The sequence below is a fragment of the Pseudomonas lactucae genome, from assembly GCF_036688725.1.
Taxonomy (GTDB): domain Bacteria; phylum Pseudomonadota; class Gammaproteobacteria; order Pseudomonadales; family Pseudomonadaceae; genus Aquipseudomonas; species Aquipseudomonas lactucae.
Map to the genome: position 1 here is coordinate 201,810 of NZ_JAQQPT010000005.1, position 11,529 is coordinate 213,338.

Annotated in this window: 12 protein-coding genes; 6 read left to right on the forward strand and 6 right to left on the reverse strand. The window is 61.7% G+C overall.

Annotated elements, in window-relative coordinates; all coding sequences use genetic code 11:
• Positions 1 to 16 precede the first annotated feature (16 nt).
• The 4 genes from V6M90_RS07480 to mreB all read right to left on the reverse strand — a co-directional run bounded on the left by V6M90_RS07480 (position 17) and on the right by mreB (position 3,447).
• Entirely contained in the window at positions 17 to 613 is a 597-nt protein-coding gene (locus tag V6M90_RS07480; protein WP_332846264.1) for a Maf family protein, read from the reverse strand.
• Between the two features lie 51 nt (positions 614 to 664).
• Positions 665 to 1,153 (reverse strand): rod shape-determining protein MreD, encoded by a 489-nt coding sequence (gene mreD, locus V6M90_RS07485; protein WP_003171788.1) that lies wholly within the window; start codon positions 1,151 to 1,153, stop codon positions 665 to 667.
• Complete coding sequence (mreC, locus tag V6M90_RS07490) at positions 1,153 to 2,271, reverse strand: rod shape-determining protein MreC (RefSeq protein WP_080547064.1); 1,119 nt, start codon at positions 2,269 to 2,271, stop codon at positions 1,153 to 1,155. The genes mreD and mreC overlap by 1 nt, the downstream gene beginning before the upstream one ends.
• Positions 2,272 to 2,409: 138 nt before the next feature.
• The gene (mreB, locus tag V6M90_RS07495) at positions 2,410 to 3,447 is read right to left on the reverse strand and encodes a rod shape-determining protein MreB (RefSeq protein ID WP_002555108.1); all 1,038 of its coding nucleotides are present in this window, start codon (positions 3,445 to 3,447) and stop codon (positions 2,410 to 2,412) included.
• A 210-nt stretch (positions 3,448 to 3,657) separates the two neighbouring features.
• On the opposite strand from mreB, the gene gatC reads away from it, so the two are divergent.
• The 6 genes from gatC to V6M90_RS07525 all read left to right on the forward strand — a co-directional run bounded on the left by gatC (position 3,658) and on the right by V6M90_RS07525 (position 8,797).
• Positions 3,658 to 3,945, forward strand: a complete 288-nt coding sequence (gene gatC, locus V6M90_RS07500; RefSeq protein WP_003171764.1) for an Asp-tRNA(Asn)/Glu-tRNA(Gln) amidotransferase subunit GatC — start codon at positions 3,658 to 3,660, stop codon at positions 3,943 to 3,945.
• 16 nt (positions 3,946 to 3,961) lie between these two features.
• Entirely contained in the window at positions 3,962 to 5,413 is a 1,452-nt protein-coding gene (gatA, locus tag V6M90_RS07505) for an Asp-tRNA(Asn)/Glu-tRNA(Gln) amidotransferase subunit GatA (RefSeq protein ID WP_332846265.1), read from the forward strand.
• A 10-nt stretch (positions 5,414 to 5,423) separates the two neighbouring features.
• Positions 5,424 to 6,869 carry an Asp-tRNA(Asn)/Glu-tRNA(Gln) amidotransferase subunit GatB gene (gene gatB / locus V6M90_RS07510; protein WP_003171761.1) on the forward strand — a complete coding sequence of 482 codons (1,446 nt, stop codon included), beginning with the start codon at positions 5,424 to 5,426 and terminating at the stop codon, positions 6,867 to 6,869.
• 71 nt (positions 6,870 to 6,940) lie between these two features.
• A complete protein-coding gene (locus V6M90_RS07515) occupies positions 6,941 to 7,312 on the forward strand; it encodes a septal ring lytic transglycosylase RlpA family protein (protein WP_003171760.1) in 372 nt (123 codons plus the stop codon).
• Positions 7,313 to 7,370: 58 nt separating this feature from the next.
• Positions 7,371 to 8,417 (forward strand): calcium/sodium antiporter, encoded by a 1,047-nt coding sequence (locus V6M90_RS07520; RefSeq protein WP_042944178.1) that lies wholly within the window; start codon positions 7,371 to 7,373, stop codon positions 8,415 to 8,417.
• Entirely contained in the window at positions 8,414 to 8,797 is a 384-nt protein-coding gene (locus V6M90_RS07525) for a carboxymuconolactone decarboxylase family protein (RefSeq protein ID WP_003171758.1), read from the forward strand. The genes V6M90_RS07520 and V6M90_RS07525 overlap by 4 nt, the downstream gene beginning before the upstream one ends.
• 14 nt (positions 8,798 to 8,811) lie before the next feature.
• Here V6M90_RS07525 and V6M90_RS07530 read toward each other — a convergent pair whose 3' ends face one another.
• Positions 8,812 to 9,753 (reverse strand): AEC family transporter, encoded by a 942-nt coding sequence (locus V6M90_RS07530; RefSeq protein WP_332846266.1) that lies wholly within the window; start codon positions 9,751 to 9,753, stop codon positions 8,812 to 8,814.
• A 214-nt stretch (positions 9,754 to 9,967) separates the two neighbouring features.
• Positions 9,968 to 11,521 carry a galactarate dehydratase gene (garD, locus tag V6M90_RS07535; RefSeq protein WP_003171756.1) on the reverse strand — a complete coding sequence of 518 codons (1,554 nt, stop codon included), beginning with the start codon at positions 11,519 to 11,521 and terminating at the stop codon, positions 9,968 to 9,970.
• Positions 11,522 to 11,529: the final 8 nt, after the last annotated feature.

An 11,529-nucleotide genomic window follows, 5' to 3' on the forward strand; every position in this document is an offset into this window, starting at 1 on the left:
CGCTGGAGTAACGCGTTCAGCGCGCGGTAAGGTGTTGCCAACAGGGTATGCCGAATCGGTCGAGCAGTTGTGCGGTTTCGCACACCGGCAGGCCTACCACGGCGGAATAACTGCCATTGAGCCCGGCGACAAACACCGACCCAAGCCCTTGGATAGCATAGCCGCCCGCCTTGTCCCGGGGTTCGCCACTGTGCCAGTAGGTGGTTGCCTCTTCGACAGAAATCCCACGAAAAAGTACACGACTGCTTACACATACGGTTTCGCAACGTTGACCGTCAGTGACGGCGATAGCGGTGAGGACTTCATGCTCGCGCCCCGCCAAGGTCATCAACATCGCCAGCGCATCGGCCTGGTCGACCGGTTTGCCGAGGATCTGGCCGTCGACGATCACGGCGGTGTCCGCCCCCAGCACGCAGACGCCAGGCGTGTGCCCAAGCGCAGCAAAACCGGCCGTCGCCTTGCCGCGTGCAAGACGCTCGACATAGGCCACAGCCGGTTCATCAGTAAGAGGTGTTTCATCGATAGCGGCGCTCACCACGGTGAAGGGAACACCGATCTGGGTCAGCAGCTCACGCCGCCTCGGAGAACCCGAGGCCAGATAAAGCGAATTCATTGCAGACTCTCCCTGTAGAGTTCGATAACCAGGCAGAGCCTCGCAATCCATTCAATTGATTTTATAGCGACGACGCAGCCCACGCAGGCCAAAACTGATCCACGGCCACAGCAGCGCGCTGACCAGTGCCGGCAACACCAGCGCCAGGGTTGGCTGGCGGTTGCCGGTCAAGGCGCTGAGCCATAATTGAACAAGCTGCGCCAGGCCGAAGATCACCAGGATCACCAGGCATTGCTGCCACATCGGGAACATACGCAAACGCTGCTGCAACGACAGCACAAGAAACGTGATCAGCGTGAGGATCAATGCGTTCTGGCCAAGCAAAGTGCCGTACAGCACATCTTCCGCCAAACCCAGGAACATGGCCGTGACCATGCCCACTTTGTGCGGCAGGTTCAGCGACCAGAAAGCCAGCAGCAATGCCAACCAGAGCGGGCGCAGGATTTCCATGAACTGCGGCAGCGGCGAAACGCTGAGCAGCAAGCCGATGGCGAATGTCAGCCAGACGATCCAACCATTGCGTGAATGTGTACCGGCCATTATTCCTCCCTCTGCCGTGTGGTCGTCGGGGCGGCGGTCGCTGGCTTGACGGCTGGCGTCGTGGTGGTCGGCGGTTTGGCCGCTGCCGGTTTCACCGCGGGCGTACTGTGGGCAGCAGGCTTGACGGGCTTGACGGGCGTGGCCACCGGCGCCGTGGCCGGCGCAGTTGTCGCAGGCACTGCAGGCGTCGCCGAGGCAGGCTTGGGCACCGTTGCCGGAATGATCGGCGCGGTGCCGTTCTTCCGGTCTTCCGCTTCCTGGGCCTGGGCGGCATCGTTGGCGCGCTCTTCCGGGGTGCGATTGTCGCTGAATACCAACAGCAGGTAACGGCTGCGGTTCAGCGCTGCGGTCGGCACGGCGCGCACAATGGCAAATGGCTGGCCGGAATCGTGGATCACTTCCTTGACCGTCGCCACCGGGTATCCCGCCGGAAAGCGCTGGCCCAGGCCGGAACTGACCAACAGGTCGCCTTCCTTGATGTCGGCGGTGTCGGCCACGTGCCGCAACTCCAGGCGCTCCGGGTTGCCGGTACCGCTGGCGATTGCGCGCAAACCGTTACGATTGACCTGCACCGGAATGCTGTGGGTCGTGTCCGTCAGCAGCAGGACCCGCGAGGTGTAGGGCATCAACTCCACCACCTGGCCCATCAAGCCACGAGCATCGAGCACTGGCTGGCCGAGAACCACGCCGTCGCGCTCACCCTTGTTGATGATGATGCGATGCGTGAAGGGATTGGGGTCCATGCCGATCAACTCGGCCACTTCGACCTTCTCGTTGACCAGCGCGGAAGAATTGAGCAACTCGCGCAGCCGAACGTTCTGCTCGGTCAGGGCCGCGAGCTTTTGCATGCGCCCCTGCAGCAGCAGGTTTTCGGTCTTGAGTTTTTCGTTTTCGGCGACGAGCTCGGTGCGGCTGCCGAATTGGCTGGCCACGCCCTGGTAGAGACGTTGCGGCAGGTCGGTGATCCAGTAGGTCTGCATCAACACCAGCGACATCTGGCTGCGCACGGGCTTGAGCAGTGCGAAGCGGGCATCGACCACCATCAGCGCGACCGAAAGCACGACCAGCACCAATAAGCGCACGCCCAATGAGGGGCCTTTGGCGAAAAGCGGTTTAATAAGCCGCTCCTCCCAGGCAAATATTTTCTTTATTCATACGGCATCTAACCGGCCTGGATGCAGATTGAAGACGATAAACGCCAACAGGCAGCACTGCAAAGTGCTGCCTGCGGGCGAAACATGGCGCCACCAACGATCTTATTCGCTGGAGAGCAGGTCCATGGTGTGTTTATCCATCATTTCCAGTGCACGACCACCGCCACGGGCAACGCAGGTCAGCGGGTCTTCGGCGACGATCACCGGCAGACCGGTTTCCTGGGCCAGCAACTTGTCGAGGTCGCGCAGCAATGCACCACCACCGGTCAGCACCAGGCCGCGCTCGGCGATATCGGAAGCCAGTTCCGGCGGCGATTGCTCCAGGGCGCTCTTCACAGCCTGAACGATGGTGGCCAGGGACTCTTGCAGAGCTTCCAGCACTTCATTGGAGTTCAGGGTGAAGGCACGCGGAACGCCTTCGGCCAGGTTGCGGCCGCGAACATCGACTTCGCGAACTTCGCCGCCCGGGTAAGCGGTGCCGATTTCCTGCTTGATGCGCTCGGCGGTGGATTCGCCGATCAGGCTGCCGTAGTTACGACGCACATACGTGATGATCGCTTCGTCGAAGCGGTCGCCGCCAACGCGTACGGATTCGGCATACACCACACCGTTCAGGGAAATCAGGGCGATTTCAGTGGTACCACCACCGATATCCACCACCATCGAACCGCGCGCTTCTTCAACCGGCAGGCCGGCACCGATCGCAGCGGCCATTGGCTCTTCGATCAGGAACACTTCGCGGGCACCGGCACCGAGGGCCGATTCACGGATGGCACGTCGCTCCACCTGGGTGGACTTGCACGGAACGCAGATCAGCACACGAGGGCTGGGCTGCAGGAAACTGTTTTCGTGAACCTTGTTGATGAAGTACTGCAGCATCTTCTCGCAGACACTGAAGTCGGCGATCACGCCATCCTTCATCGGACGAATGGCGGCAATATTGCCCGGTGTTCGGCCGAGCATGCGCTTGGCCTCGGTGCCGACGGCAACGACACTTTTCTGATTACCATGGGTCCGAATGGCCACAACCGATGGCTCATTCAGAACGATACCGCGCTCGCGCACGTAAATAAGGGTGTTGGCAGTGCCCAGGTCAATGGAAAGATCGCTGGAAAACATGCCACGCAGTTTCTTGAACATGGGAAAGGGACCCTAGGCAACGCGTGGGTAAAAAAGTGCGGCAAACTCTAACAACGACAGGGATTTTGGGCAAGGCGCCAATGTGCTAAATTGGCCGACTTTCTGTGCACCTAACCCCACAATCGCGGCCGTAAGACCGTAGAAATGCGGTAGTGTTCCGACAATCTAACACACGGACAGCTTCCGTTCTGTTTTCCACTGGAGATTCCCATGGCGCTTGAACGCTCCGACGTGGAAAAAATCGCTCATCTGGCCTCGCTTGGCCTGAATGAAGCCGATCTTCCACAGACCACCGCAGCCCTGAACAGCATTCTCGGGCTGGTTGACCAAATGCAGGCGGTAAATACCGACGGTATCGAGCCCCTGGCTCATCCGCTGGAAGCCAGCCAGCGCCTGCGCGCGGACGTCGTGACCGAACGCAATAATCGCGAGGCCTACCAATCCATCGCGCCAGCGGTCGAAAACGGCCTGTACCTGGTTCCGAAAGTCATCGACTAAAGGGAAAGAGCCTTTCATGCATCACATGACTCTGGCCAAGATCGCCCGCGGTCTCGCCGACAAAAAGTTTTCTTCCGAAGAGCTGACCACGACCCTGCTGGCGCGTATCGCCGAGCTGGGCCCCAAGGTCAACTGCTTCATCAGCCTCACCGAAGAGCTGGCCCTGAGCCAGGCCAAGGCCGCCGACGCACGTCGCGCCAACGGTGAAAACGGCGCACTGCTGGGCGCCCCGATCGCCCACAAAGACCTGTTCTGCACCCAGGGCATTCGCACCAGTTGCGGCTCGAAGATGCTCGACAACTTCAAGGCACCCTACGACGCCACCGTGGTCGCCAAGCTGGCCGCCGCCGGCGCAGTGACCCTGGGCAAGACCAACATGGACGAATTCGCCATGGGGTCGGCCAACGAATCGAGCTACTACGGCGCGGTAAAAAACCCGTGGAACCTGGAGCACGTGCCTGGCGGTTCGTCCGGCGGTTCGGCCGCCGCCGTTGCCGCGCGCTTCCTGCCGGCCGCCACGGCCACCGACACCGGCGGCTCCATCCGCCAACCCGCTGCGTTCACCAACCTCACCGGTTTGAAGCCGACGTACGGTCGCGTCTCCCGTTGGGGCATGATCGCCTACGCCTCCAGCCTCGATCAGGGCGGCCCGCTGGCCCGTACCGCTGAAGACTGCGCGATCTTGTTACAAGGCATGGCAGGCTTCGACACGCAGGACTCCACCAGCATCGATGAACCGGTGCCGGACTACAGCGCCAGCCTCAATACCTCGATCAAGGGCCTGCGCATCGGCGTGCCGAAGGAATACTTCAGCGCCGGCCTCGACCCGCGTATCGCCGAGTTGGTGCACGACAGCATCAAAGAGCTGGAAAAGCTCGGCGCCGTGATCAAGGAAGTCAGCTTGCCGAACAACCAGCACGCGATTCCTGCGTACTACGTGATCGCGCCGGCGGAAGCCTCTTCCAACCTGTCGCGTTTCGACGGCGTGCGCTTCGGCTACCGCTGCGAAAACCCGAAGGACCTCACTGACCTGTACAAACGCTCCCGTGGCGAAGGCTTCGGCGCCGAAGTACAGCGCCGCATCATGGTCGGGGCCTACGCCCTGTCGGCCGGCTACTACGATGCGTACTACCTCAAGGCGCAAAAAATCCGTCGCCTTATCAAGAACGACTTCATGGCCGCCTTTGAAGAAGTCGACGTGATCCTCGGCCCGACCACGCCGAACCCGGCCTGGAAGATCGGTGCCAAGACCGGCGACCCGATCGCCGAGTACCTGGAAGACCTCTACACCATCACCGCCAACCTCGCGGGCCTGCCGGGCTTGTCTATGCCCGCCGGTTTCGTCGATGGCCTGCCGGTGGGCGTGCAATTGCTCGCCCCGTATTTCCAGGAAGGCCGCCTGCTCAATGTGGCGCACCAGTACCAGTTGAACACCGACTGGCACACTCGCACCCCTACCGGCTTCTGAGGAGAACACTATGCAATGGGAAGTTGTGATCGGGCTGGAGATTCATACCCAGCTCGCCACCCAATCGAAGATTTTCTCCGGTAGCGCCACCACGTTCGGCTCCGAGCCCAACACCCAGGCCAGCCTGGTAGACCTGGGCATGCCCGGCGTCTTGCCGGTGCTGAACCAGGAAGCGGTGCGCATGGCGGTGATGTTCGGCCTGGCGATTGACGCCGAGATCGGCCAGCACAACGTGTTTGCGCGCAAGAACTACTTCTACCCGGACCTGCCCAAGGGCTACCAGATCAGCCAGATGGAGCTGCCGATCGTCGGCAAGGGCCATCTGGATATTCCGCTGGAAGACGGCACCATCAAGCGTGTCGGCGTGACCCGCGCGCACCTGGAAGAAGACGCCGGCAAAAGCCTGCACGAAGAATTCCCCGGGGCCACCGGTATCGACCTGAACCGTGCCGGCACGCCGCTGCTGGAGATCGTGTCCGAACCGGATATGCGCAGCGCCAAGGAAGCCGTGGCCTACGTCAAGACCATCCACGCGCTGGTGCGCTACCTGGGTATCTGCGACGGCAACATGGCCGAGGGCTCGCTGCGTTGTGACTGCAACGTGTCGGTGCGCCCCAAAGGCCAGGCCGAGTACGGCACGCGTTGCGAGATCAAGAACGTCAACTCGTTCCGTTTCATCGAGAAGGCGATCAACACCGAAGTGCGTCGCCAGATCGAACTGATCGAGGACGGCGGCAAGGTGATCCAGCAAACGCGCCTGTACGACCCGAACAAAGACGAAACCCGCGCCATGCGCAGCAAAGAGGAAGCCAACGACTACCGTTACTTCCCCGACCCGGACCTGTTGCCGGTGGTGCTCGAGGACTCGTTCCTCAATGACGTGCGCGCCACCCTGCCGGAGCTGCCGCAGCAGAAACGCGAACGCTTCCAGGCGCAGTTCGGCCTGTCGGTCTACGATGCCAGCGTTTTGGCCTCCAGCCGCGAACAAGCCAACTACTTCGAAAAAGTCGTGAGCATTGCCGGTGACGCCAAACTGGCAGCCAACTGGGTAATGGTCGAACTGGGCAGCCTGTTGAACAAACAGGGCCTGGAAATCGACGACGCCCCGGTGACCGCCGAGCAATTGGGCGGCATGCTGCTGCGCATCAAGGACAACACGATCTCCGGCAAAATCGCCAAGACCGTGTTTGAAGCGATGGCTGCTGGCGAAGGCACTGCCGACGAAATCATCGAGAAGCGCGGCCTCAAGCAAGTCACCGACAGCGGCGCCATCTCGGCCGTACTCGATGAAATGCTGGCGGCCAACGCCGAACAGGTCGAGCAATACCGCGCGGCAGACGAAGCCAAGCGCGGCAAAATGTTCGGTTTCTTTGTCGGCCAGGCCATGAAAGCCTCCAAGGGCAAGGCCAACCCGCAACAGGTGAACGAACTGCTCAAAAGCAAGCTCGAAGGCTGATTGCGATGAAGGGGCCGGGTGTGATCTCATGCTCGGCTCGGACCTCCCACATTTGATATGGGATTCCTTGAATGAAGCGTCTACTGGGCCTCCTGGCCCTGTTTTCTCTGCTGACCGGTTGCGCCAGCGGCCTCATCGACCCCAACGGCTACGACGAAACCGGTACCGCCTCCTATTACGGCGCCCGGCACCATGGCAAAAAAACCGCCAGCGGTGAACCTTTCAACCAAAACTCCCTGACCGCTGCCCACCGGCGGCTGCCCTTCGGCACCCAGGTCAAGGTCACCAATCTGGACAACGACAAATCCGTCGTGGTCCGCATCAATGATCGCGGCCCGCATACCCGTGGGCGCTTGATTGATCTTTCACGGCGCGCCGCCGAACAACTGGGCATGCTGCGCAGCGGCACCGCCAGGGTTCGCGTGCAAGCCATGAGCAACTGAACGAGGGAGCCTGGCCATTTTCGGATTAACCGCCCTTTCGCCCTGGAGCCTGCTCGAGCTGGTCAGCGGCCTGCTGCTGCTGATCGTTGGTGCCGAGATCCTGGTGCGCGCCGCCGTGCGCCTGGCGGCAAGCCTCAAGGTGCGGCCATTGATCATCGGCCTGACCATCGTGGCCTTCGGCAGCAGCGCACCACAGATGACGGTCAGCCTGCAGGCGACCCTGGCCGGCAACACCGATATCGCCGTGGGCAGTGTGATCGGCAGCAGTATCTTCAATGTCCTGGTGACCCTGGGCCTGTCGGCGCTGATCATTCCCCTGCGCGTCTCGCGGCAACTGGTGCGCCTGGATATCCCGGTGATGATCCTTGCCGGCCTGCTGGTGTTTATCCTCGCGGCCAACGAAGAGCTGACCCCGATCGACGGGCTTTTCCTGCTGATCGCCTTGCTGGCCTACCTCGCGGTGCTGCACTACCAGACCCGCCACTCGCGCCGCCCGCGCACATTGGACACCGTAGCCCAGGCGCCCTGGCTGAGCAGCGTGCTGCTGATGCTCGGCGGCTTTCTGATCCTGGCGCTGGCCGGGCATCTGCTGCTGGGCGCGGCGGTGGATGTGGCGAGCGACCTGGGCTTGTCGGAACGCATTGTCGGCCTGACGCTGATCGGCGTCGGCACTTCGCTGCCCTGCCTGGCCACCTCGCTGATTGCCGCGTTGCGCGGCCAGCGGGAAATTGCCGTGGGCAATGTGATCGGCAGCAATTTGTTCAATCTGCTCGGCGTGCTGGGGCTCACCGCGCTGTTGGCGCCGTCGCCGTTGTCGGTATCACCCAACGCTCTGGACTTCGACTTGCCGGTGATGCTCGGCGTGGTGGTGTTGTGCCTGCCGGTGTTCTACACCGGCTACCGCGTGACCCGCGCCGAAGGCCTGGTGCTGCTGGGGCTGTACCTGGCGTATGGGCTGCATGTGATGTCATTCACCACCGGCATGCCCCTGGCCAACAAGCTGGAACAATTGATGCTGCATTACGTCCTGCCGGCGCTGGTGGTGTTCCTGGTGTTCACCTCACTGCGCGCCTGGCGCCGCCAACACAAGAGGGAATCGCAATGACCGATCAGAAAAAGTCCGGAGTTGAAATGCGCCGCCAGGTCATGGGTGACGTATTCGTCGACCGCGCCCTGGGCAACGCCACTGAATTCACCCAGCCGCTGCAGGATTTCGTCAACGAACATGCCTGGGGCAGCGTGTGGAGTCGCGAAGGTTTGCCGCTCAAGACCCGCAGCCTGATCACCCTCGCCGCCCTCACCGCACTCAAATGCCCGCAGGAGCTTAAAGGCCACGTGCGCGGCGCACTGAACAATGGCTGCACCGTGGAAGAGATTCGCGAAGCGCTGCTGCATTGCGCGGTGTATGCGGGCGTGCCGGCGGCGATTGATGCGTTTCGCGCGGCGCAGGAAGTGATCGAGGCGTATCAGGCCGATCAGCAGTAACTGTCAGGCAGCATTCAGATCCACCCACCCGCCTGCAACACAAAAATACCGATATTCGTGGTCACCGCCGCCATCAGCGTGGTGATCACGATAATCGCCGCCGCCAACTCATGATTGCCCTCGGCCGCCCTGGCCATCACAAAGCTCGCCGCAGCCGTCGGTGCGCCAAAGTACAAAAACAGAATCCCCAGTTCCGGCCCGCGAAAGCCCAGCAGCCAGGCACCCAGGGTGGCGACAATCGGCAACCAGACCATTTTCATCAAGCTCGCGCTCAAGGCCATGTTGCCGCTTTTGCGCAGCGCCGCCAGGGACAAGGTGCCGCCGATGCAGATCAAGGCCAGTGGCAAGGTGGTATCGGCCAAGTACGCCAAGGACTTTTCCAGCCAGCCGGGCAGGCCAATCTGAAAATAGGCGAACGGCGCCGCCACGATCACGCTGATGATCAACGGGTTGGCCACCACGCTCTTGAAAATGCTCCAGGGGTCGGACTTGATCACCGGGCTATACACCGCCAATACAATGGTCGACAGGGTGTTGTAGAACAAGATCACCAGCGCCGCGAGGACCGCGCCCAGCGAGATCCCATAGTCGCCGTACATGCTGGCCGCCAGCGCCAGGCCGATCACCCCGTTATTGCCGCGAAACGCGCCCTGGGTGTAAATGCCGCGGTCTTCACGCTTGCAACGAAAGATCGCCCAGCCCCAGGCCAGGGCAAAGCTCACCAACGTGGCGATTGAAAAATAAATCAGCAGCCCCGGCTTGAGCGCCGAATGCAGGTCGGCATGCAGGATGCCCAGGAACAGCAGCGCCGGCATGGTGACGTTGAACACCAGGGACGAAGCCGTGTGGATGAAGTTGTCGTTGATCCAGTTGATGCGCTTGAGCAGCACACCGAGAAACAGCATGGCAAACACCGGCGCGGTGATGGTGAGGGTGGTGAGGAAGATAACCAGCATGCCGGGAAGAACCTTGGTGAGCGTCGTTAGGTGGCTAATGATAAGCCAGTGTAGGCCGCTTCGTCTGGTCTAGATCCTTGTAATGAGCGGGCTTGCCCCGCGTTGGGTGGCGAAGCCGGCCCAAACCCAAGCGACTGAGTTCCAACTGGAGAAACTCAGTGCCGGAGATGGGGCGGCTTCGCCATCCAACGCGGGGCAAGCCCGCTCACCACAGTCAGGTAATCGGCGCAGGGTTGAACAGGGTGATGTCGTTATGCAGCTTGTGATGCTCCGCCCAGGTCTGCTTCTTGCCGCTGGCCACATCCAGGTAGAAGTGGAACAACTCCCAGCCCAGCTCCTCGATAGTCGCCCGCCCGGTGGCGATGCGCCCGGCGTCGATATCGATGAGGTCCGGCCAGCGCTGCGCCAACTCCGTACGCGTCGAGACTTTCACCACCGGCGCCATCGCCAGCCCGTAAGGCGTGCCACGCCCGGTGGTGAACACATGCAGGTTCATCCCCGCCGCCAGTTGCAAGGTGCCGCACACAAAATCACTGGCCGGCGTGGCGCAAAAGATCAAACCCTTGCCCTTGAACCGCTCGCCAGGGCCCAGCACGCCATTGATCGCGCTGCTGCCGGATTTGACGATGGAGCCCAAGGACTTCTCGACAATATTCGACAACCCACCCTTCTTGTTGCCCGGCGTGGTGTTGGCGCTGCGGTCCGCCTCGCCCTTGGCCAGGTAACGGTCGTACCAGTCCATTTCACGCACCAGCTCTTCGGCAACTTCCTTTGTCTGCGCACGAGAAGTCAGCAGGTAGATGGCATCGCGTACTTCGGTGACTTCGGAAAACATCACCGTCGCCCCGGCCCGCAGCAACAGGTCCGAGGCGTAGCCCAGCGCCGGGTTGGCGGTGATGCCGGAAAACGCATCACTGCCACCACATTGCATGCCCAGAATCAGCTCGGAGGCCGGCACGGTTTCGCGGCGGCGCTGGTCGAGTTTTTTCAGGCGGGTTTCAGCCAACGCCATGATCTGCTCGATCATTTCGGTAAAACCGTGGCTGGAATCCTGCAGCCGGTACAACCACGGCTCGCTCAGGTCGACCGAGCTGTCGTTGTCATGCATCACCTGCCCGGCCTGCAATTTCTCGCAGCCCAGGCTGATCACCAATGCTTCGCCTCCCAGGTTCGGGTTGCGCGCCAGATTGCGCACGGTGCGGATCGGAATGTAAGCGTCAGTGGCGGTGATCGCCACCCCGCAGCCGTAGCTGTGGGTCAGCGCCACCACGTCATCGACATGCGGGTACTTGGGCAGCAGCTCGTCCTTGATGCGCTTGACCGCATGGTCCAGCACCCCGGTCACGCACTGCACCGTGGTGGTGATACCCAGGATATTGCGCGTGCCCACAGTACCGTCGGCGTTGCGATAGCCCTCGAACGTGAAGCCTTCCAGCGGCGCCTGGCGCTCCGGCACTTCGGTGGACAGTGGCAGGCTGTCCAGGGGTGGCGCGGTCGGCATGCGCAGTTGATCTTCCTGGACCCAACTGCCGCGTGGAATCGGCGCCAAGGCGTAACCAATGGTCTGGCCGTAGCGAATAATCTCTCCGCCTTCAGGGATATCTTCCAGGGTCACCTTGTGACTCTGGGGGATGAAATCCACCGTCACCAGGCCGTCCGGGAACTCGGTCCCGGCCGGTACGCCCTGGTCATTCACCACGATCACTACGTTGTCGCGCTCGTGCAAACGAATGGAGCGTGGCGAGTCGGCATGTTCAATCAACTGCATCACGGTGC